The organism is Rhodococcus sp. SG20037, from assembly GCF_031763325.1.
Classification (GTDB): Bacteria; Actinomycetota; Actinomycetes; order Mycobacteriales; family Mycobacteriaceae; genus Rhodococcus_F; species Rhodococcus_F qingshengii.
Genome location: NZ_CP134497.1, coordinates 3,707,552 through 3,729,713, shown reverse-complemented (window position 1 = coordinate 3,729,713; position 22,162 = coordinate 3,707,552). Strand labels below are relative to the sequence as shown.

The window sequence follows — 22,162 nt, the reverse complement described above, 5'->3', positions numbered from 1 at the left end:
GGTGCCCCGATGTCCGAGCGTGTGAAGCCTGAACGTGTGAAGTGCCAACGAACTCTTCCTGCCGAGTTGTCGAGTCCGTCGGATGCCGCAATTTCTCGATTGCCGATGTCGGCGAGGCGGTCCTTCGGCGCGAGGGACGCCAGCGACCGCACTGCTCGAGTGGGAAAGTCCGGTGTGGCGTGGGGGCTGCTCCGGAAGGCGGATGCGCTTCTCGAGGAAGCGATTGGGGCGGGCGATCCTGCCGACCGGTTCCGGTGTGCCTACCTGGCGGCCCTACGTGGTGCCGGGGCAGTGTTGGCCGCAGCTCCTGCCGGTGCCGGCTCGAAGCGCAAGCGAAGCGGAAACGCGTGGGTTCTGATGGACGCCGCAGCGCCCGCGTTCGGAGCGTGGTCGAAGTTCTTCGCAGGGTGGTCCTCTACGCGTGCGGCCGTGGAAACCGGCGTGTCGATCGTGATCACGGACTCCGATTCCGACGCATTCTTCGCCGAGGTCGGCCGTTTTCTCACGGCGGTCGAAGATTTCATCGGTCAGGACGCGTCCGAGCATTTGCGAGCGTCGTGAACAAATGGTCCGTGTCGGCAGTTGTTTCCGGGGAATTTCCTGGTCCGCACAGGCAAATGGAGCCGAATCGGGGCCCTTCGGCACGAATACGTACGCTTGTGGCGGAACTCGTACCCGGAGTTGGTGGTCCGAGACCTAAACTGCTCGTATTATGAAAACAGGTAATCGTCCAACTTGATTACCCGCCGCCTCACACCGTGGGGTGGTTGCCAAACTTCCAGTGCCGGGGGAGGTACCGTGCCACTCTCCGAGCACGAGCAGCGCATGCTCGATCAGATCGAGAGCGCTCTCTATGCCGAAGACCCCAAGTTCGCCTCCAATGTGAGGGGCGGCCGTATGCGGGCGCCGTCGAGTAGACGGCGGTTCCAAGCAGCGGCTCTATTCGTGCTGGGTCTGGTCCTGCTGATCGCGGGGGTTGCACTCCCGCTCAAGCCGGGCGGTTTTCCGATCATCAGCCTGTTCGGTTTCTTGTTCATGTTCGGCGCAGGGGTGTTGTTCCTCTGGGGTGGTGGACGTAAGTCTGCGCCGGCCGCCGACTCCGCTTCCGAAGGTGGCAATCATCCCTCCGGTCCGCCGGGTAGGGGTAGTGCCGGCGGATCCGGGCGGGGACGCGGCCGGAAGTCCGGCGGCGGATTCTCGTCGCGGATGGAAGATCGATTCAAACGCAGGTTCGAGCAGGACTAGCTCTCCCGCCCTTCTTCGGGCGTACTTCGAGAGTGATGCAGTTCGGACGTGACGCCCTCTTCAGGGCACGGACGACCACACGTGTGGCGGTCGGCAACCAAGGTTGCCGACCGCCACACGCCGTTGCTGTGGGTGTTGTACGTGTGCGCCGGCAATCCATCGAGTGAATCAGTGACGTGCGAGCGAATCACTCGCCACTCCTGCTGCCTCAGGGCATGCCCGCGGGCTTCCTCCACTTCGCTCCACTCGGCCCTCCACTTTCCTCCACCCTGGTCGAACTGCAGCGCACGACCAGACCTCGTCCCGCTCACGTCTATTCGAAAACCGCGCTTGTACTGCGATTTTGTGTGGGGGAGCAACAGATCGTGGCGTAAAGGGTCGATCTGACGGCGGTGTGGGGCGGGACACGGTTACAAATTTCCCCCACGTCTCCCCACCTGCGCTGACCTGCTATTTATCAGCAAATGATGCTGAATAGGGACCATGTGCTCCTTGTTTGTGGGGGAAAGTGGGGTACTGTGGGTTCGGGCGGAGAGCTGAAGCACGATCCGCTCGATAGGGAGGGTTTCAGCGCAAGCTCGCAGGAGGTGTCGAGTGTTCCTCGGTACCTTCACGCCGAAGCTCGACGACAAAGGTCGGCTCACGTTGCCGGCAAAGTTCCGAGACGAACTGGCAGGAGGATTGATGATCACCAAGAGTCAGGATCACAGCCTCGCCATCTACCCCCGGGACGAGTTCGTCAAGCTTGCTCGAAAGGCAGCGGCAGCTCCACGCAATGATCCGGCAGCTCGGGCGTATGTCCGTGCCCTGGCCGCCGGCACAGATGAACAGCACGCCGATGCCCAGGGGCGAATCACCCTCTCGGCTGATCATCGGCGTTACGCAAACCTGTCCAAGGAATGCGTAGTGACCGGCTCCGTCGATTACCTCGAGATCTGGGATCTAGCAGCCTGGGAGAGGTATCTCGGAGACAACGAAGAGGACTATTCGCAGGCAACAGGCGAATCTCTCAGCGAGATCGTCTAGGCGAAGAGCCCCCGGCGAATGCCGCGAGGCCTCTGCCCGGAAAGACCCTGACGCACTTCCCCAGCGCCAGGTTCTCCTTCGGGCAGGGACCTCGAAGCATTCGCCTTCTCGAACAGTCATCGCCTTCTCGGAAAGTCAGCACCTTTTCGAAAAGTCATCGGAAATCATGAAAGTAGGAGCCGGAGCAATCATGGTGGATCACGAGGTGAACGAACCCTCGGATGCCGATGGCTTCGCGCACGTCCCTGTACTTCTGCACCGCGCCGACGATCTTCTCGGCCCTGCCATCACCGCCGTCGGTGACGGTGGAGCGGGCGCATACATGATCGATGCGACGTTGGGGCTCGGTGGCCACTCCGAATTCTTCCTGGGCAAGTACCCGGGCCTTCACCTCATCGGTCTCGATCGCGACACCAACGCACTCCGGATCGCTTCCGAGCGTCTGGCGCCATTCGCGGACCGAACGACGTTCGTGCACACCACGTATGACGGGATCGAGGACGCGCTCGAACAGGCAGGTCTGCCGTCGACGGAGTCGGTTCACGCGATCCTTTTCGATCTGGGTGTGTCGTCGATGCAGTTGGACGAAGCCGACCGAGGTTTTGCGTACTCGATCGACGCTCCTCTCGACATGCGGATGGATCAGACGGTCGGGCTGACCGCGGCAGAGGTCCTGAACACCTACAGTCACGGCGACCTTGCTCGCATTCTGAGCACGTACGGCGAAGAACGGTTCGCGGGAAAGATTGCGTCCGAGATCCTTCGGCAGCGTGAGCGTGAACCCTTCACCACCAGTGCAGCTCTGGTCGAATTGCTGTACCGAACAATCCCGGCAGCCACGCGGCGTACGGGGGGACACCCGGCCAAGCGCACCTTCCAAGCGCTGCGGATCGAAGTCAATGCCGAGTTGGATTCGCTTCGTGCAGCCGTTCCTGCCGGGCTCGACGCACTGGCAGTCGGTGGGCGAGTGGTGTTCATGTCCTACCAGTCGCTCGAGGATCGAGTTGTGAAGGCGGAGTTGGTTCCCCGCTCGAAGTCCACCAGTCCTGAAGGACTACCGGTCGAGTTGCCGGGTATGGGACCGGAGTTCCGCATTCTCACCCGTGGCGCAGAACGTGCGTCAGAGCAGGAAATCGAAGAGAACCCACGATCAGCTCCGGTGCGTTTGCGTGCCGCAGAACGCATTTCCAGGAGGCGGGCATGAGTCGTCAGGGCAAATCCGGTGCAGCGCAACGTGCATACGACAAGCGCACCGCACGGGCGGCAGGCCGGACCGGAACTGTCGCTGCTGCCGGCCCGTCTATCTCTCCTCGGGCGATGCTCAAGGGGAGAGTGCCGTTCGTCGCCTCCGTCATCGGACTTCTGTCCATCGGTCTCGCGGTGACTCTGCTGCTGACCACTCGCGCTGCCGAGGATTCGTACCAACTCAGTGATGCACGTGCATACAACCAGTCTTTGGTCGAGCAGAAAGCAGCGCTCGAACGTGACTTCCAGTCGCGTAACTCGGCTCCGGAGTTGGCAAATCAGGCAAGCGCTCTCGGCATGGTCCCCGCCAAGGACCCTGCACGACTGGTAGTTCATCCGGACGGTTCGGTCGAGGTCGTCGGAACGCCGACTCCCGCGACTGCCGGAGCTATGCCTCCGCTCGATGCGCCCACATCGGTGCCCGCACCGACTGCGACACCCCCGCGCACCACAACGCCGGTTGCTCCCGGAGCCACGCCGAGCGTTCCGAATAACACGCGAAACCTCGCGCAGAGTGAACAATTGGTTCCTGTGATCCCCACGACGACAGCACCCGCCACCACGACGGCGGTGCCTGCTCCGCCTGAGGAACGTCGGTGAGTCAGAACTCCCGTAACAACCCCGGTCGGCGTCCGCGCCGCTCGGCCACCGCCTCATTTCCGTTTCGTCAGCGAGTCGGTCGTATCACCATGTGTGGTGCGCTCGCCGTTGCGGCATTGCAGCTCTTGTGGATTCAGGGAATCGACGCGCCGAGTCTGGCTGCGGAATCTGCCAATCAACGAACCACGACCCAGGTCGATCCGGCTGTACGTGGCTCGATAACCGATCGCAACGGAAACCCCCTCGCCTTCACCATGGAAGCCAAGGCGCTGACTTTCCAGCCGGTGCGGGTACGCAAGGAACTCGAGGAAGCGCGCGCCAAGAGCATCGAGCAGGGCGCCGAGGGTGACAAGCAGGCGCCGGAAGTGAGCGATCGCCTCGCCGAGATCGCCGCCGGAATCCACGCCAAGCTCGGCGATACCGTTCCGGAAAAAGATCTGCTTCAGAAGATGAACAGCAACGAGACTTTCACGTACCTCGCGCGCAGCGTGGATCCGGCGGTTGCTGCCGAGATCTCGGACAAGTTCCGGGAGGTCGGCCTCGAGCGTCAGGACATCCGCGAGTACCCCGGTGGCTCTCTGGCCGCGAATCTCGTCGGCGCGACCGGCTGGGACGGGCACGGTTTGCTCGGTCTCGAAGATTCGATGGACTCCACGCTCGCCGGAACCGATGGATCCGAAACGTACGACCGCGGTTCCGACGGCGCTGTGATCCCCGGCAGCTGGCGTGACAAGCAACCGGCAGTCAACGGTTCGGGTGTCGAGCTGACCATCGATTCGGACCTCCAGTTCTACGTTCAGCAGCAGGTCCAGATCGCCAAGGACAAGTCGGGCGCAAAGAACGCTTCGGTTGTGGTCATGGACTCCAAGACGGGACAGGTGTTGGCCATGTCCAACGACAGCACCTTCAACCCCGCAATCGGCATCGACAAGAACGCGCCGACAGCCGAAACGGGCAATCCGTCGGTCAGTACGCCGTTCGAGCCCGGATCGGTGAACAAGATCGTCACCGCAGCAGCGGCCATCGAGGACGGTAAGACAACTCCGGACGAAGTTCTGCAGGTCCCGGGCAGCATCACGATGTCCGGTGCCACAGTCAAGGACGCGTGGGATCACGGTGTGGCCCCGTACACCTCTACCGGTGTATTCGGAAAGTCCTCGAACGTCGGCACCTTGATGCTCGCTCAGCGAGTGGGCGAGGATCGCTACGCAGACATGCTGAACAGGTTCGGCCTCGGACAACGCACCGACGTCGGACTTCCCGGCGAGAGCGCGGGCAGCGTTCCGAGTCGCGACCAGTGGTCCGGCGGAACCTTCGCGAACCTGCCGATCGGGCAGGGTCTCTCGATGACAACCCTGCAGATGACCGGGATGTACCAGGCCATTGCCAACGACGGCGTGCGAATTCCTCCGCGGATCGTGAAGTCGACTGTCGACTCTTCCGGCACGCGGACCGAGACGCCGCAGCCCGAGGGCGTCGAGGTGGTCAGCGCCCAGACAGCGGCGACTGTTCGGGACATGTTCCGGTCGGTCACTCAGGAAGACACCGGCAACCAACGAGGAACCGGTGTTGCCGCGGGCGTCGAGGGATACCAGGTCAGTGGAAAGACCGGGACCGCGCAGCAGGTGGATCCCGCGTGCAAGTGCTACTCCAACTCCAACTACTGGATCACCTTCGCGGGAATCGCGCCTGCGGACAATCCTCGATTCGTGATCGGAATCATGCTCGACGCACCGGTTCGCGGCGTGGACGGCGGCGGCGGTCAGTCGGCGGCACCGTTGTTCCACAACATCGCGTCGTGGATGCTCCAGCGTGACAGTGTCCCGATGTCGCCGGACCCCGGTCGCAAGTTGGTGTTGCAGGCGGACTGATTGCGGTGTGTCGGTTTCGACACGGTCTTCGGGTGAATCCCGGACACGGTAATCTCAAACGTCGCAGTAACCTCATTCATCGCAGTGCGCCGAACTTTGCTTGCGTTGCGACCGCCATAGACAACGACCGCCATAGACAACGACCGCGATAGAACAACGACAATTGCCAGGAGTCGAGTGACAGTGCCGAATCGTTTGCAATCGTCGAACTCGGACGGCGCTCCCGGAACGCGTCCGACACAACCGGTTGCTACCGCGATCACGGCGCTCTCCGAACTGTCCGGGGCTCGCCTCGAATGGGTGGGGCAACCGGGATCACAGTCCTCGGAGGTCGTCGTCAAGGGCGTCGACCTGCGTGCGCAGGGAATCGTGACCGATGACCTCTTCGCCGCTCTGCCCGGTGCACGGACCCATGGCGCTCAGTTCGCCGTCGACGCTCTGGGGCGCGGTGCGACCGCGATCTTGACCGACGAGGCCGGCCTCGAACTGATCGAGGCCGCGGACAAGGCGCCTGACCGGTCCGTCCCAGTTCTCGTTCATCCGAACCCGCGGGATGTGCTCGGTGAGATCTCCGCGGAAATCTACGGCCGGCCCTCGGAGAAGATGCAGGTCGTCGGCATTACCGGTACATCGGGCAAGACCACGACGTCGTACTTGCTCGAAGCTGCGATTGCCGGAGCCGGCCGCAAGCCCGGCCTGGTCGGGACCATCGAGACTCGAATCGACGGCCGCCGGGTGCCCAGCGCTCTGACCACGCCGGAAGCTCCGCAACTGCATGCTCTGTTCGCCGTGATGGCAGAGCAGGGGATCGATACCGTCGTCATGGAGGTCTCCAGTCACGCTCTTGCTCTCGGACGCGTCGACGGCATCCGCTTCGACATCGGCGCGTTCACCAATCTTTCGCAGGACCACCTGGATTTCCATCGGGACTTCGAGGAGTACTTCCAGGCCAAGGCTCGGTTGTTCGATCCTGAGTCGACGGTGCGAGCCGAGCATGCCGTCGTCTGCGTCGACGACGTGTGGGGTCGACGGATGGCCGAGTTGGCCGCGACCGACGAGAGCGACGCGGTGACCACGGTCTCGACCTCGACGGCCGAGGCCGAGTGGACGGTCGGCGCAGTCGAGGTTGCCGAGGACGGCTCGCAGACCTTCGAGTTGGTCGGGCCGGACGGACAATCGTGGCCGGTCTCACTTCGGCTCCCCGGGCGATACAACGTGGCCAACGCTGCACTGGCGTTGACCGTCAGTTTTGCTGCGGGCCTCGACCCGGACGCGGCTGTTCGAGCGCTCGGGACCGTGGACGTCCCCGGGCGAGTTCAGCGGATCGACCGGGGGCAGAGCTTTCTCGCCGTGGTCGACTACGCGCACAAACCGGCAGCGCTCGAAGCTGTGATCGCCACGCTGCGCAACCAGGTTCCCGGTCGCGTTGCCGTGGTGGTCGGCGCAGGCGGGGATCGCGACGCCGGCAAACGGGCACTCATGGGTGAAGCGGGTGCGCGAGGCGCAGACCTGCTGATCGTCACCGACGACAACCCACGCACCGAGGATCCGGCGAAGATTCGCGCTTCGGTGATGCAAGGCGCCATGGACGTGCCCGAATCCGAACGCGGCGAGGTTCGCGAAGTGGGGGACCGGGCCGCCGCGATCGAGCAAGCAGTCCGGTGGGCACAGCCAGGAGATGTCGTCCTGGTGGCAGGCAAAGGCCACGAAGTAGGTCAAGAAATCGACGGGGTCAAACACCCGTTCGACGACCGCGAGGTGTTGGGCGAAATGATCGGCCGATTCGCGATCAACACAGCACATGGAGGCAAGCAATGATCCCGATGACGCTCTCTCGGATCGCCGAGATCGTCGGAGGAACCCTGCACGACGTCGACGATTCGTCGACGCAGGTGACTGGAACCGTCGAATTCGATTCGCGCAAAGTAGCTCCAGGTGGGCTCTTCCTCGCCCTACCCGGAGCGCGTGTCGACGGTCATGATCACGCGGAAGCGGCGGTGGCAGCGGGCGCTGTGGCGGTGCTCGCGGCGCGACCGGTCGGAGTTCCGGCAATCGTCGTTCCATCGGTGCCGAACGACGGTCCCAGTGCAGTGATGCTGCTCGAACACGACACCGACGGGTCCGGAGCCGCGGTCCTGCATGCCCTCGGCCTTCTGGCCAGGGCCGTGGTCGACGAACTGGCAACTGATGGCACACCGGCCGATGGTGGACTGACGCTGGTCGGTGTCACCGGTTCTGCCGGCAAGACCTCGACCAAGGATCTGATAGCAGCGCTGCTGCGCGAGTGCGGCGAGGTGGTTGCGCCCCCCGGGTCGTTCAACAACGAATTGGGTCTGCCGTGGACAGTGCTCCGCGCCGACGAGAGGACCCGCTTCCTCGTTCTCGAGATGTCGGCCCGTGGGGTCGGTCATGTCGGCGAACTGACGAAGATCGCGCCGCCGAAGATCGGCGTAGTTCTCAATGTGGGCACTGCCCATCTCGGTGAGTTCGGTTCGCGTGAAGCGATCGCGGTCGCCAAAGGTGAACTGGTGGAAGCACTCCCGTCGGCAGCCGACGGTGGAGTTGCGGTCCTCAACGCCGACGACCGCATGGTCGCCGCAATGGCGAGTCGAACCAAGGCCCGGATCGTATTCGTCGGTCAGTCGGAAGACTGCGACGTTCGGGCGACCGACGTGGTTGTCGACGACCAGGCCAGGGCTTCCTTCACACTGAACTGTTCACAGGGTTCTGCACGTATTCGCCTGGCCGTTCACGGCGAACACCACGTGAGCAACGCCCTGGCCGCGGCGGCCGTCGCACTCGAGAACGGCCTCGCGGTTGCAGACATCGCACGTGTCCTCGAGGGCACGAAGGCAGCGTCCGCGAGGCGGATGGAAGTCACCGAGCGCGCCGACGGCGTCACCGTCGTCAACGACAGTTACAACGCCAATCCCGATTCCATGCGCGCTGCGCTCAAAGCGTTGGTGTCCATGGCGCGATCGGATCGGCACTTCGGTCGCCGTAGCTGGGCTGTGCTCGGAGAGATGGGTGAGCTCGGACCGGAATCAGTTGTCGAGCACGACGCGATCGGTCGCCTGGCCGTCAGACTCGATGTCAGCAAGTTGATCGTCGTCGGGACGGGCCGCACCTCGCGTGCGATGCATCAAGGAGCAGTGATGGAGGGGTCGTGGGGTGACGAGTCCGTCGTCGTGCCCGACGCAGCTGCGGCAATCGCCATTCTCGAAGCGGAACTCGAACCGGGCGATCTCGTCCTGGTGAAGGCGTCCAAGTCGGTGGAACTGTGGACGGTCGCCGAAGCGATACTGGCCGCAACGCCCAGCGACAACACCGGTGACGCGAACACCGATGGCGAGAACGGCGGGGATTCGCAGTGATCCAGATTCTTCTCGCCGCAGGCATCGCGCTGGCGGTCTCCATCATGCTCACGCCGATCCTGATCAAGGCGTTCTCGAAACAAGGTTTCGGGCAGGAGATCCGAACCGAAGGTCCAGCCAGTCACCAGGCCAAGCGCGGCACTCCCACGATGGGCGGCGTCGCGATCCTGACCGGAATCTGGGCCGGCTATCTCGGCTCACACCTCATCGGTCTCGGCATGGACAACGCGGAGGGACCGTCGGCGTCCGGCCTACTCGTTCTCGGTCTGACCACCGCGCTCGGTGGAGTCGGTTTCCTCGACGACTTCATCAAGATCCGCAAGCAGCGCAATCTGGGACTGAACAAGACAGCGAAGCTGGTCGGCCAGTTCGTCGCTGCCATTGCCTTCGGAATTTTGGCCCTTCAGTTCCGCGGTGACGACGGGCTGACTCCGGGCAGTGTTCATCTGTCGTACGTCCGCGACATCGCCACCGTCTCACTCGGGTCCGTGGTCTTCATCGCCTTCTGCTACCTACTGGTCAGCGCCTGGTCCAATGCCGTCAACCTGACCGACGGCCTCGACGGATTGGCCGCCGGTGCGATGAGTTTCGTTCTCGGCGCCTACGTCATCATCACGTTCTGGCAGTTCCGCTACTCGTGCGAGACGAATCCCGGTAAGGGTTGCTACGACGTCCGAGACCCGCTCGATCTCGCGGTGCTCTGCGCGGCCGGCGCCGGCGCGTGCATCGGTTTCCTCTGGTGGAATGCCGCACCCGCCAAGATCTTCATGGGCGACACTGGTTCACTTGCCCTCGGCGGCATGCTCGCCGGATTGTCGATCACCACCAGCACGGAACTGTTGATGGTGGTCATCGGTGCACTGTTCGTCGCGGAGGCCGCGTCGGTGGTGATCCAGGTAGCGGTGTTCCGGTCCAGCCGACGGCGGGTCTTCCGAATGGCGCCGTTCCATCACCACTTCGAACTCGCCGGGTGGGCTGAAACCACGGTCATCATCAGATTCTGGTTGCTGGCGGCTATTGCGTCGGCTATCGGATTGGCACTCTTCTACAGCGAATACCTCGCAGCGCTCGGAGGCTGAAAACCATGACCAGCTCAGCGGATTCCGAGAACGACCTGTCCTGGCTCCGCGGTACGCGAGTGCTGGTCGCCGGTGGGCGGGTGTCCGGTCAAGCGACCATCGAACCTCTCGTCGCCCTCGGTGCTGTCGTGACGGTTGCCGATTCGACCTTGGACTTCGCGGAGCGCTGCGCGGAGCTCGGCGCGGACATGGTGACCACCACCTCGATCGAGGATGCTCCGGATTCGATCACCGAGTACGGGCTCGTAGTCACCAGTCCGGGCTTTCGGCCGGATGCACCGATCCTTGCAGCCGCCGCCGGTCACGGGATTCCCATCTGGGGAGACGTCGAGTTCTCCTGGCGCGTCGACCACAGCGGGCACTTCGGCACACCCCGTAAATGGCTCGTCGTGACGGGGACGAACGGAAAGACCACGACGACGTCGATGCTGGCCTCGATTCTCGACGCCGCCGGAGTTGTCGGCCGAGCCTGCGGAAACATCGGGCTGCCGATACTCGACGCACTCGCCGAGACGTCGCCGCGCGTGGAGTACCTCGCTGTCGAACTGTCGTCCTTCCAATTGCACTGGGCGCCTTCGGTGCGTCCGGATGCCGGCGTGGTCCTCAACGTCGCCGAGGATCACCTCGACTGGCACGGCGGAATGAGCGCGTACGCCGAGGCCAAGTCGCGGGCGCTGAGCGGAAAGGTCGCGGTGGTCGGCCTCGATGACGCGATCGCTTCCGAACTGGGAACTCGCGCAACTGCAGACATTGTCACCGGGTTCAGATTGGGTGAACCGGGCGAAGGAGAACTGGGTGTCGAAGCGGGACACCTCGTGGACAACGCATTCGGCGATCACGTCCGCTTGGCCGAAGCAGCGTCGATAGATCCCGCCGGCCCGGCAGGCGTCATGGACGCGCTGGCCGCCGCCGCGTTGGCGCGGGCACTCGGATTCGAGGCAGACGTCGTCGAACGCGGTCTGGCCGCACACAAGGTCGGCCCACACCGAGGGGCGCTGGTCGGCCGTGTCGGGTCCGTTGTGTACATCGACGACTCCAAGGCCACCAATCCGCACGCAGCCCGACCGTCGATACTCGCGCACGATCGCGTCGTCTGGGTTGCAGGCGGTCTGCTCAAGGGAGCCAGCGTCGACCAATTGGTGAGCGAAGTCGGCCCTCGACTCTCCGGCGCTGTCCTTCTCGGGCGTGACGCTGGTGTGATCGAGGACGCGCTCGCGCGACACGCGCCCGATGTTCCCGTGGTGCACGTGATGTCGGGGGACGATGCAGTGGTGAGCGAAAACAGCAGCAACTCGACTCTCACCATCCGGCTGCCGTCGGGTGCCGACGCGGATGCCGTCATGGCCGCAGTGGTAGTCGAAGCTGCCGAGTTGGCGTCCCCCGGTGATGCAGTTGTACTCGCCCCGGCCGCCGCGTCCTTGGACATGTTCGCCAGCTACGGACATCGTGGTGACAGCTTCGCCGCCGCCGTCGCCGCATTACCCGATCCGTTCACGGATTCGCCTGGCCAAGCCGGGAACTTGCTATGACCAAGGGTCCCAAGACCCGAATCGGTGCCTGGTTGGCGCGGCCGTTGGCGTCGTTCCACCTGGTGGTGACGATTGCCACGATGTTGACTGTCTTGGGGCTCGTGATGGTTCTGTCGGCGTCGAGCGTCGAGCAGTACGTGTCCGGTGGCTCGGCGTATTCGTTGTTCACCCAGCAGTTGATCTTCGCGATTCTCGGAGCTGTGCTCTTCTACGTCGCGCTGCGGATCCCGGCGAGAGTGCTCCGGCAGTATTCGTTTCCGCTGTTCGTCGTCGTGCTGATCATGCTGGTACTCGTCCTGATTCCGGGAATCGGCACAGAAGCGCAGGGCGCGCGTCGCTGGTTCAACGTCGGCGGGTTCTCGGTGCAGCCCTCGGAAATCATGAAGGTCGCGTTGGCGATCTGGGGCGCCCATCTGTTGGCTTCGCGGCGGCCGGACGACCGATCCGTGAAGTCGATCCTGATTCCGCTCGTGCCCGCAGCAATGCTGGTCTTCGCGCTGGTCGTCGCGCAACCGAACCTCAGTACGACCATCGCATTGGGAATCATCGTCGGGGCCCTGCTGTGGTTCGGTGGGCTGCCACTGAAGCTCTTCGGCTCGATCGCGGTGACGGGCGTCGTCGTGGCGGGCGTGCTGGCGATGACGGCCGGTTATCGTTCCGATCGAGTTCAAGCCTTCTTCAACAAAAGCGACGACCTGCAGGGCAACAACTATCAGGCCAAGCAGGCTTTGTATTCGCTCGCCGACGGGGGCCTTTTCGGACGCGGACTCGGTCAGAGCGTCGCCAAGTGGAACTACCTACCCAACGCGCACAACGACTTCATCTTCGCGATCATCGGCGAAGAGTTGGGATTTGTCGGCTGCGCAGTGGTGATCGGTTTGTTCGCTGTATTCGTCTACACGGGATTGCGGATCGCAGCCCGCAGCATCGATCCGTTCTGGCGGCTCCTGTCGGCCACTGCAACTACCTGGATCGTCGGCCAGGCAATGATCAACATCGGTTACGTCATCGGACTGCTGCCGGTGACCGGACTCCAGTTGCCCTTGGTCTCCGCCGGCGGTTCGTCCTTGGCGATCACATTGTTCATGTTCGGTGTCATCGCCAATGCAGCGCGCCACGAGCCCGAAGCAGTTGCCGCTCTGAACTCCGGGCAGGACGGCAAGATCTCGAAGTTGCTCAGACTGCCGAAGCCCGTGCTGTACCACCCGCCGTCAGGGGGCCGGCCGATCCGTCGACCGAAGCCCGCACGGCAGATCGAACCGGCACGCGGACGCGACGGCCGGCGCGCGATCGAGACGGGCGATCGACGCAAGCGGGCAGATCAAGGTGCTCGCCCTTCCTCGGATTCCAACCGAGGTGCGGCCGCTGGGTCACGGAAGCGCACCGCGGGAGGGCAGAATGGTCAGCGTCGGCAGGCGCCGACACGTAGGGCACAAGATCCACGAGAAGTTCGAGAGCGAGGAATTCGTAGGTGAGCGGCAACAAATCGGCTCTGTCGGTAGTGGTGGCAGGGGGAGGCACGGCTGGTCACATCGAACCCGCACTTGCTGTCGCGGACGCGGTCAAGGCCGCTGCGCCCGACACCAGAATCACTGCGCTCGGGACGGCGCGTGGTCTCGAAACCACCTTGGTGCCGGCTCGCGGGTACACGCTCGAGCTCATTCCCCCGGTTCCGCTTCCTCGTAAGCCCACGATGGATCTCGTCAAACTGCCGACACGCATCCTCGCCTCGGTGCGCAAGACCCGTGAGGTACTCGATTCCGTCGACGCCGACGTGATCGTCGGTTTCGGTGGTTACGTCGCGCTTCCGGCGTATCTTGCCGCACGTGGCGGTGTTCTTCGGCGCCGCCGCAAGATTCCGATCGTCATCCACGAGGCGAACGCCAGTGCCGGCATCGCGAACAAGATCGGTGCTCGCCTGGCGACGCGGGTGCTTGCTGCTGTTCCGGGTTCCGGAGTGAAGAACCGCGGCGATCAGGACGCCGAGATCGTTGGCATCCCGGTTCGCGCGTCGATCGCCAATTTCGATCGAGCGGGACTCCGCTCGCAAGCTCGCGAGTACTTCGGACTACCTCAGGACGGTCCCGTTCTGCTCGTCTTCGGCGGATCGCAAGGCGCGAAGTCGCTCAACGACGCGGTGTCCGGAGCAGCGGAAGAACTGGCGAAGGCCGGGATCTCGGTCCTTCACGCACACGGACCCAAGAACTCTCTCGAAGTCACGCAGTACTCGGAGACGGCACCGTATGTGGCTGTTCCCTATCTTTCGCGGATGGATCTCGCGTATGCCGCAGCCGACGCGACGATCTGTCGTTCGGGCGCGATGACGGTCGCCGAGGTCTCGGCGGTCGGGCTTCCGGCCGTCTACGTTCCGTTGCCGCACGGCAATGGTGAGCAGGAACTCAACGCGAAACCCGTTGTCGCAGCGGGCGGTGCGATCATCGTCTCCGACAACGAGCTCACGCCGACGTTCGTCGCCGGTACCGTCGTCCCGATGCTGAGCGACAGCGCGCGCCTCGACAAGATGAGCAGTGGTGCTGCCAACGTCGGGCACCGCACCGCGGCAACCGAGATCGCACGGATCGTGCTCGACATCGCGGCAAAGGAAAACGCCGTCCAGGAAAACGCAAGGGGAAACCGATGACCGCGCTGCCCGCCCACCTCGAGCGAGTACACATGGTCGGAATCGGCGGTGCCGGTATGTCCGGCATCGCTCGAATTCTGCTTTCCCGCGGGGGCCTTGTCTCGGGTTCGGACGCCAAGGAGAGCCGAGGAGTCCTGGCGCTTCGTGCACGCGGGGCACAGGTCCGGATCGGCCACGACGCCGATGCTCTCGACCTGCTGCCGGGTGGTCCGACCGTCGTCGTCACGACGCACGCGGCTATCCCGAAGGACAACCCGGAACTCGTCGAGGCCGCTCGCCGTGGAATCCCGGTGATTCTTCGTCCGGCTGTCCTTGCATCACTGATGCAGGGCAATCGCACGTTCCTGGTTTCGGGTACACACGGCAAGACGTCGACAACGTCGATGCTCGTGGTCGCCCTGCAGCACTGTGGTTTCGACCCTTCGTTCGCCGTTGGCGGCGAACTCAACGAAGCGGGAACGAATGCCCATCACGGCAGCGGTGACGTCTTTGTCGCGGAGGCGGACGAGAGTGACGGGTCGCTGCTGCAGTACGACCCCAACGTGATCGTCGTGACCAACATCGAGGCCGATCACCTCGACTATTTCGGGAGTGTCGAAGCGTATGTGAAGGTGTTCGACGATTTTGTCGACAAGTTGCGTCCGGGTGGGCTCTTGATTGCTTGCCTCGACGACCCGGGATCGGCGGATCTCGCGAAGCGAATCGTGGCCTCGGGCCGTTCGGACATCCGGGTACTCGGTTACGGATCGGCAGACGCGCAGGAAGTGGAGGCGGGCACCGCCTTCGAGCCTGTCGACGGTGTCGAGGTCGGAGTCCGACTACTGGGCTTCCATGCGCACGACGTCGGGGGAGTCCTGCAGTTCCACCTGGCGGGCGAGAGCGCCGCGCGAACCGTGCGGATGGCAGTGCCGGGTCGTCACATGGCGCTCAACGCACTTGCGGCTCTACTGGCTGCCCGTGACGCCGGCGCCGAGACGGAGGAGATCGTCGAGGGGCTCGCCGGATTCGGTGGCGTACACCGCCGGTTCCAGTTCACCGGCCGCGAGCGTGGTGTCCGGGTGTTCGACGACTACGCCCACCATCCGACCGAAGTTCGTGCGGTTCTCGGCGCGGCGGCGGATCTGGTTCGACCGGAGGACGATTCGTCGTCGACCAATTCGGCAGCCGGACGCGTGATCGTGGTCTTCCAACCTCATCTCTATTCACGCACCGCCGCGTTTGCCGAGGAGTTCGCGCAGGCGCTGGACTTGGCCGACGAGGTTGTCGTTCTCGATGTCTACGGCGCTCGCGAAGAGCCGATGCCGGGCGTCAGTGGTGCGCTGGTCGCTCAGTCGGTCACGAAACCTGTTCACTATCAACCGGATCTGTCACAGGCGCCGAAGCAGGTGGCGGCGTTGGCTCACCCCGGCGACATCGTCATCACGATGGGTGCCGGTGACGTGACCATGCTCGGCAAACAGATCCTCGATGCTTTGCGTTCGGCGCCGCATCCCGCGCCGCGATGACACCCGACGCACGAAGTCGGCGCGGGCGTCGAGATCCTCGAGCCAGACAAGCCACCAGTACGCGTCGGCGCAGTACTCGCACCGAATCGCGATACTCGACGCGGTCGACGGAGCCGGCTCCCGAACCCACACCGACTCGTAAGTGGTTCAAGCGACCGCTGATCGTGGCACCGCTGGCAATCGTGCTGGTGGTGGGAATTGCGTTGACGGCTTGGTTGTCTCCGGTGCTCTCGGTCCGGGGCACCGAAGTTCTCGGTGCGACGACCGTCAGTGAGGAACAGATCCTTTCGCTCCTGGCCGTACCGACCGGTCAGCCGTTGATGCGGGTAGACACCGGCGCCGCCGCCGCACGTGTGGCGACGATTCCGAAGGTGGCCTCGGCTCGTGTGCAGCGGATGTATCCGTCGACTATCCGCGTCACCGTCACCGAACGGGTACCGGTCGTCTTCGTCGACTCACCTGAGGGTGCACACCTGCTGGACGAGAAGGGCGTCGACTTCGAGATGGGCGTCCCGCCGCCCGGGGTTCCGCGTCTGGTGACACCGACGCCCGGGTGGAACGACGAGCCGACGCTTGCCGCGCTCGAGGTGTTGTCGGTGTTGCCGCCGGATCTGAGATTTCAGGTGGGAGAGGTTGCCGCTCGGTCGATTTCGAGTGTCACGCTGACTCTGCTCGACGGTCGCGTCGTAAACTGGGGCGGTGTCGAGCACTCGGATCGTAAGGCTGCTGTGACGCTTCCGCTGTTGACCCAACCGGGGCAGACGTACGACGTGTCCAGTCCTGATCTGCCGACGGTGCGATAGCGCCCGGTGCAGCCGTGCGTCAGTGCGCAGCAAATACTTCGGTGTGTCTCGGCGCGCCTAATGGCGGAACGCGACGACGGTGCATAGCGTTTCGTTTCAGATCGAATACTTGACATAACTCTAACCCTGTGGTTGAGGTTTAGGGTTGTTCTCGAAGAGCATGAAGCTACAAAAACAGCAGTAACAAAGACAGCAGCACTGACAAGCAGCGTGAAACACGACACGGAAGGCGAGAGCCGATGACGCCCCCGCACAACTACCTCGCCGTAATCAAGGTCGTCGGCATCGGCGGCGGCGGCGTGAACGCAGTCAACCGCATGATCGAACAGGGACTCAAGGGAGTCGAGTTCATCGCGGTCAACACGGACGCGCAAGCCCTTCTGATGAGTGACGCCGACGTCAAGCTCGACGTCGGTCGTGAATTGACCCGTGGCCTCGGCGCCGGTGCCGACCCGGAAGTGGGTCGCAAGGCAGCCGAAGATCACAAGGACGAGATCGAAGAGGTCATCAAGGGCGCCGACATGGTGTTCGTGACCGCAGGCGAGGGTGGTGGCACCGGAACCGGTGGTGCCCCTGTCGTGGCAAGCATCGCCCGGAAGCTGGGCGCACTCACCGTCGGTGTCGTGACGCGACCGTTCTCTTTCGAGGGCAAGCGTCGTGGGGGACAGGCGGATACCGGAATCCAGGCGCTCCGCGAGTCCTGCGACACGCTGATCGTCATTCCCAACGATCGCCTGCTCCAGCTCGGTGACGCGGCCGTCAGCCTGATGGACGCGTTCCGCAGCGCGGACGAGGTTCTCCTCAACGGCGTCCAGGGCATCACCGACCTCATCACCACTCCGGGTCTGATCAACGTCGACTTCGCGGACGTCAAGGGTGTCATGTCCGGTGCCGGTAGTGCGTTGATGGGAATCGGTTCCTCGCGGGGTGAGGGACGCGCGATCAAGGCGGCGGAATCCGCGATCAATTCCCCGCTCCTCGAAGCTTCGATGGAAGGCGCCCGCGGCGTGCTCCTGTCGATCGCCGGCGGTAGCGATCTGGGTCTGTTCGAGATCAACGAGGCGGCTTCGCTGGTGCAGGAAGCTGCCCACATCGACGCCAACATCATCTTCGGAACGGTCATCGACGATTCACTCGGTGACGAGGTTCGTGTGACGGTCATCGCTGCGGGATTCGACGGAGGAGCTCCGGCTCGTCGTCCCGTGGAGTCGACCGCGCAGGGACGTGGAGCTATCGGCGCCGGGCGCGCGGGTGAGGTCGGCCGGTCGCCGGTGGCCGCCGAACCTGCTGGCGAGCAGCCGATTTCCGCAGCGCGCGAGACCACCGGTTCGGGCAGCTTGCCTCCGATCGGTGGCCCCCGCCATGCGCCGGTCCAGGAAGACGAGGGCGACGACGACGTCGACGTGCCGGTCTTCATGCGTCGCTGACGTAGGGCTACAAACAGTTTCGAGAACAGGGTGCCCGGAATTTCTGGGTACCCTGTTCTTGACTGGATGTCCGGTCACGTCTGAGCCGGACGACAACTTTCGACGTTTGTGAGCACACTTATCTTGAGTACCGAGAAGTCGACCACCCGCACCCGCATTCGCCGCGTCGTGACCAGCCGAGCCGGTGGTGTTTCCGCGTCACCGTACGAGTCGTTCAATCTGGGCGATCACGTCGGAGACGATCCGGCAGCCGTCGATGCGAATCGCCGACGTCTGGCACGCGAAATAGGCGTCGAGCCTGACCATCTCGTGTGGATGGAACAAATCCATTCGCGCAACGTCACTGTCGTGACGGAACCGACCGACGAAGTGATTCCGGCGACGGATGCTCTGGTCACCACTGTTCCCGGCCTGGCGCTCGCCACCCTCAGTGCAGATTGTGTTCCCGTTCTGCTCTCCGACGAGGAGGCCGGTGTGATCGCGGCCGTTCATGCCGGACGGATCGGTGCCCGCATCGGTATCGTCCCGCGCGTCCTCGCGGAGATGGTGCGTCAGGGCGCGGACGTTTCGCGTATCGGCGCCTTCCTCGGTCCGGCTGCGAGCGGACGCCAGTACGAGGTTCCCGCTGCGATGCGCGCGGACGTGGAAAAGCACTTGCCGGGCAGTGCAACTCGCACCGAGAAGGGCACGCCGGGGCTCGATCTGCGTGCGGGACTGCGTAAGCAGTTGCTCGCCGCGGGTGTGTCCGGTGTCGCCGAGGACCCGCGGTGCACGATCGAGGATCGCGCGTTGTTCAGTCATCGCCGAGAATCTCTGACCGGGCGTCAAGCTGCAGTGATCTGGATGGAAGCGCCCGCAGCGCAGGAAACCGTCTAGGCAGAAATGCGCGAGACGGAAATGCGGCTGACAGAAATATCGACGGCACTCGACTCGGTGAGGGCGCGATTGGCGGCCGCCTGCCTTGCCGCCGGTCGCGAGGTTTCCGACGTAGCACTGCTGCCGGTGACCAAATTCTTTCCGGCGTCCGACGCTCGAATTCTGTACGAACTGGGTTGCCGTGAATTCGGTGAGTCGCGTGAGCAGGAAGCAGTGGAGAAGGTCGCGGACTTCGACGGCGCTGCACAGACGGGCGCGATCGATGATCCGGTTCGCTGGCACATGATCGGACAGTTGCAGCGCAACAAAGCTCGATCGGTAGCGAAGTGGGCCTATGCAATTCACTCGGTGGACAGTGCGCGACTGGTCGATGCACTCGATCGGGCTGCGCTGAGTGCTTTGTCGGACGGTGAGCGCACGAAGCCGCTCCGGGCGCTCATCCAGGTAAGTCTCGACGGAGACCCCGCGCGTGGCGGAGTTCCGACGGGCGAGCTAACGCCTCTCGCCGAGCGGATCGAATCAGCCGAAGGTCTCGAATTCGCGGGACTGATGGCCGTCCCGCCGCTTGGATCAGATCCGGACGAGCAGTTCGAAATCCTCCGCAGGGCACATCTTTTGATCCTCGAATCGCATCCCCGGGCAACCGAACTCTCGGCCGGTATGACCGGCGATCTGGAGGCTGCAGTGCGCCACGGATCAACCTGCGTGCGTGTCGGAACCGCACTGCTCGGCTCACGACCAGTAATCTCGAGGTGATCGCTCAGGTGATCGCCCAACCCGTCCACACCGCTGCGACCGGTCGCAGTCGGATTGATTCCGCCGCGCCAAGGAAGGTCGATCAATGAGCAACCTGCATAAGTTCAAGGCTTACTTCGGCATGGTTCCCCTCGATGACTACGAGGACGAATACGTGGAGGAGCCCGATCAGGCTCGCCGCGCACCCCGTCGTAGTCACGACGGCTATGCCGAGCGCGACGACCGCGAGTTCGTCGAACCTGCCTTCTCGAAGGCGAGCTATGCGCCCAGTCGTCGTGACGAAGAGGACGCGGAGTTCGATCGCTACGACTCCCGGCCCCGCGTCGACACCGTTCCCAGCCGCAGCAGCCGCCCGGCGATGGCGCCGCGCCCGGCAAGCCGTGGCAACCTCGCGGTCGACGCGCGCGCAGAGCGACCCGAAGCGCGACGTGCGCCGGTTGTCGACGACGGCGGCCCGCTCGCCAAGATCACGACACTGCGTCCGCAGAGCTACGCAGAGGCCCGCACCATCGGTGAGCGGTTCCGGGACGGCACTCCCGTCATCATGGATCTGGTCGACATGAGCAACGCCGACGCGAAGCGTCTGGTCGATTTCGCGGCCGGCCTGGCGTTCGCATTGCGTGGTTCTTTCGACAAGGTAGCCACCAAAGTGTTTCTTCTCTCACCGGCCGACATCGACGTTTCCGCCGAGGAGCGCCGTCGGATCGCCGAGACGGGTTTCTACAGCCAGAAATGATGGTCTCGACCGCAGTCCGGCCCCTGAGCAGGGGTGACGTGAGCACATTCGAACGGCGGCCCGTCTCGGCGGACGCCGCATTCGGACCCATCGCCGGCCGTTACAAGACGGACTCGATGCGGACCGGTTCCGGAATTGCTGCGGTGTGTCTGTTTTGGACACACCGCAGAAGTCAGGCAGAGTGAGGGTGTGGACGCGCTTCTCTCTGTGATCTATCTGGTGCTGGTTGTCTTCTGGCTGTTGCTGATCGGCAGAGTGATCGTCGAGTTCGTTCGTTCGTTTGCCAGAGATTGGCGACCGACCGGATTGGTCGCAGTCATTCTCGAAACCATTTTTACGATCACCGATCCTCCGGTGAAACTGCTCCGCAGGTTGATCCCCCCGATCAACCTCGGTGGAGTTCGCTTGGATCTATCCATCATGGTCTTGCTTTTCATCGTCATCATCCTGATGTCGGTTGTTCGCTGAGCGCAGTCCGAGTGAGTGGTGTGCCAGAATGGATGCCATAACTCATCCAGTGGTTCGCCACTACGTAGTTCGCCACTACGTAGACTGTGTTGCAACTGAATGCTTGCTAGACCGCCAAATGACGCGTGAAGGGATCCTTCCATGCCGCAACTGACTCCAGCTGACGTGCACAACGTTGCGTTCAGCAAGCCGCCTATCGGCAAGCGTGGCTACAACGAGGACGAGGTCGACGCATTCCTCGACCTCGTCGAGCAGGCGCTGTCGCAGCTCATCGAAGAGAATGCGGACCTGCGCCAGCGCGTAGGTGAGCTGGATCAGGAGCTCGCGGCTGCCAAGAAGTCGCCGGCACCTGCTCAGCAGGCAGCACCCGTCGCAGCGCAGCCCAAGCCGGAGCCCGCTCGGGTCGTCGAACCGCCCAAGCCTGCACCTGTTGCAGCGCCGGTTCCCGCCGCCGCTGCCGTTGCAGCGCCGCAGAGCGGCGACACCCACATGCAGGCCGCAAAGGTCCTCGGACTGGCTCAGGAGATGGCGGATCGCCTCACCAACGATGCCAAGACCGAGTCCGAGCAGCTGCTCGGCAGTGCCCGCACCAACTCCGAGCAGCTCATGAGCGAGGCTCGCAGCAAGGCTGACGGCATGATCGCGGATGCGCGCAACAAGTCGGAGGCGATGCTCACCGACGCTCAGACTCGCTCCGAGACCCAGCTTCGCCAGGCTCAGGAGAAGGCAGACGCTCTCAAGGCGGACGCCGAGAAGAAGCACACCGAAATCATGGCGACCATCAACCAGCAGCGTTCGGTCCTCGAGGGCCGTATCGAGCAGCTCAAGACGTTCGAACGCGAGTACCGGGTGCGCCTGAAGTCCTACCTGGAATCGCAGCTCGAAGAGCTCGAACAGCGCGGCTCGGCCGTTCCGGTCGACGGTGGACAGGATTCCTACAGCCCGTCCTTCGCCAAGGGAAACAGCTGACCGAGAGCGCCC

Annotated in this window: 21 protein-coding genes; 20 read left to right on the top strand and 1 reads right to left on the bottom strand. The window is 63.7% G+C overall.

The window, feature by feature from the left end:
* The first annotated feature begins 9 nt into the window (after positions 1-9).
* Complete coding sequence (locus tag RHP72_RS17030; protein ID WP_223304500.1) at positions 10-561, top strand: SAV_6107 family HEPN domain-containing protein; 552 nt, start codon at positions 10-12, stop codon at positions 559-561.
* A gap of 237 nt (positions 562-798) precedes the next feature.
* Entirely contained in the window at positions 799-1,245 is a 447-nt protein-coding gene (locus RHP72_RS17025) for a DUF3040 domain-containing protein (RefSeq protein ID WP_003941660.1), read from the top strand.
* Here RHP72_RS17025 and RHP72_RS17020 read toward each other — a convergent pair.
* Entirely contained in the window at positions 1,242-1,436 is a 195-nt protein-coding gene (locus RHP72_RS17020) for a hypothetical protein (RefSeq protein ID WP_003941749.1), read from the bottom strand. The genes RHP72_RS17025 and RHP72_RS17020 overlap by 4 nt on opposite strands.
* A 403-nt stretch (positions 1,437-1,839) precedes the next feature.
* Here RHP72_RS17020 and mraZ point away from each other — a divergent pair, with 403 nt between their 5' ends.
* The 18 genes from mraZ (at position 1,840) to RHP72_RS16930 (ending at position 22,150) form a co-directional block, all read left to right on the top strand.
* Entirely contained in the window at positions 1,840-2,271 is a 432-nt protein-coding gene (mraZ, locus tag RHP72_RS17015; protein WP_003941779.1) for a division/cell wall cluster transcriptional repressor MraZ, read from the top strand.
* A 190-nt stretch (positions 2,272-2,461) separates the two neighbouring features.
* Complete coding sequence (rsmH, locus tag RHP72_RS17010) at positions 2,462-3,475, top strand: 16S rRNA (cytosine(1402)-N(4))-methyltransferase RsmH (RefSeq protein ID WP_007730079.1); 1,014 nt, start codon at positions 2,462-2,464, stop codon at positions 3,473-3,475.
* Entirely contained in the window at positions 3,472-4,116 is a 645-nt protein-coding gene (locus RHP72_RS17005; protein ID WP_003941715.1) for a hypothetical protein, read from the top strand. Before rsmH ends, RHP72_RS17005 begins: the two co-directional genes overlap by 4 nt.
* Positions 4,113-5,987, top strand: a complete 1,875-nt coding sequence (locus RHP72_RS17000) for a penicillin-binding protein 2 (protein WP_311093630.1) — start codon at positions 4,113-4,115, stop codon at positions 5,985-5,987. The genes RHP72_RS17005 and RHP72_RS17000 overlap by 4 nt, the downstream gene beginning before the upstream one ends.
* Before the next feature lie 183 nt (positions 5,988-6,170).
* Positions 6,171-7,805 (top strand): UDP-N-acetylmuramoyl-L-alanyl-D-glutamate--2,6-diaminopimelate ligase, encoded by a 1,635-nt coding sequence (locus tag RHP72_RS16995; protein ID WP_042921840.1) that lies wholly within the window; start codon positions 6,171-6,173, stop codon positions 7,803-7,805.
* Entirely contained in the window at positions 7,802-9,361 is a 1,560-nt protein-coding gene (gene murF / locus RHP72_RS16990) for a UDP-N-acetylmuramoyl-tripeptide--D-alanyl-D-alanine ligase (RefSeq protein WP_073512219.1), read from the top strand. Before RHP72_RS16995 ends, murF begins: the two co-directional genes overlap by 4 nt.
* On the top strand, positions 9,358-10,440 hold the full coding sequence (gene mraY / locus RHP72_RS16985; RefSeq protein WP_003941699.1) for a phospho-N-acetylmuramoyl-pentapeptide-transferase: 1,083 nt from the start codon (positions 9,358-9,360) through the stop codon (positions 10,438-10,440). Before murF ends, mraY begins: the two co-directional genes overlap by 4 nt.
* Before the next feature lie 5 nt (positions 10,441-10,445).
* The gene (gene murD / locus RHP72_RS16980; protein WP_047270101.1) at positions 10,446-11,969 is read left to right on the top strand and encodes a UDP-N-acetylmuramoyl-L-alanine--D-glutamate ligase; all 1,524 of its coding nucleotides are present in this window, start codon (positions 10,446-10,448) and stop codon (positions 11,967-11,969) included.
* Positions 11,966-13,444: a putative lipid II flippase FtsW gene (ftsW, locus tag RHP72_RS16975; protein WP_007730088.1), complete on the top strand. Its 1,479-nt coding sequence runs from the start codon at positions 11,966-11,968 to the stop codon at positions 13,442-13,444. The genes murD and ftsW overlap by 4 nt, the downstream gene beginning before the upstream one ends.
* Positions 13,441-14,610, top strand: a complete 1,170-nt coding sequence (murG, locus tag RHP72_RS16970; RefSeq protein ID WP_003941767.1) for an undecaprenyldiphospho-muramoylpentapeptide beta-N-acetylglucosaminyltransferase — start codon at positions 13,441-13,443, stop codon at positions 14,608-14,610. Before ftsW ends, murG begins: the two co-directional genes overlap by 4 nt.
* Positions 14,607-16,115, top strand: a complete 1,509-nt coding sequence (gene murC / locus RHP72_RS16965; RefSeq protein ID WP_030537033.1) for a UDP-N-acetylmuramate--L-alanine ligase — start codon at positions 14,607-14,609, stop codon at positions 16,113-16,115. The genes murG and murC overlap by 4 nt, the downstream gene beginning before the upstream one ends.
* A gap of 164 nt (positions 16,116-16,279) precedes the next feature.
* A complete protein-coding gene (locus RHP72_RS16960) occupies positions 16,280-16,918 on the top strand; it encodes a cell division protein FtsQ/DivIB (RefSeq protein ID WP_007733212.1) in 639 nt (212 codons plus the stop codon).
* 239 nt (positions 16,919-17,157) lie between these two features.
* Complete coding sequence (gene ftsZ, locus RHP72_RS16955) at positions 17,158-18,345, top strand: cell division protein FtsZ (protein ID WP_003941788.1); 1,188 nt, start codon at positions 17,158-17,160, stop codon at positions 18,343-18,345.
* Positions 18,346-18,453: 108 nt separating this feature from the next.
* The gene (gene pgeF, locus RHP72_RS16950) at positions 18,454-19,221 is read left to right on the top strand and encodes a peptidoglycan editing factor PgeF (RefSeq protein WP_051649556.1); all 768 of its coding nucleotides are present in this window, start codon (positions 18,454-18,456) and stop codon (positions 19,219-19,221) included.
* A 6-nt stretch (positions 19,222-19,227) separates the two neighbouring features.
* Positions 19,228-19,977, top strand: coding sequence for a YggS family pyridoxal phosphate-dependent enzyme (locus RHP72_RS16945; RefSeq protein WP_073512220.1), 750 nt, complete (start codon positions 19,228-19,230; stop codon positions 19,975-19,977).
* An 85-nt stretch (positions 19,978-20,062) separates the two neighbouring features.
* Entirely contained in the window at positions 20,063-20,713 is a 651-nt protein-coding gene (locus RHP72_RS16940) for a cell division protein SepF (RefSeq protein WP_003941752.1), read from the top strand.
* A gap of 189 nt (positions 20,714-20,902) precedes the next feature.
* Positions 20,903-21,181, top strand: coding sequence for a YggT family protein (locus RHP72_RS16935; RefSeq protein WP_003941780.1), 279 nt, complete (start codon positions 20,903-20,905; stop codon positions 21,179-21,181).
* A 141-nt stretch (positions 21,182-21,322) separates the two neighbouring features.
* A complete protein-coding gene (locus tag RHP72_RS16930; RefSeq protein ID WP_003941722.1) occupies positions 21,323-22,150 on the top strand; it encodes a DivIVA domain-containing protein in 828 nt (275 codons plus the stop codon).
* Positions 22,151-22,162 lie beyond the last annotated feature (12 nt).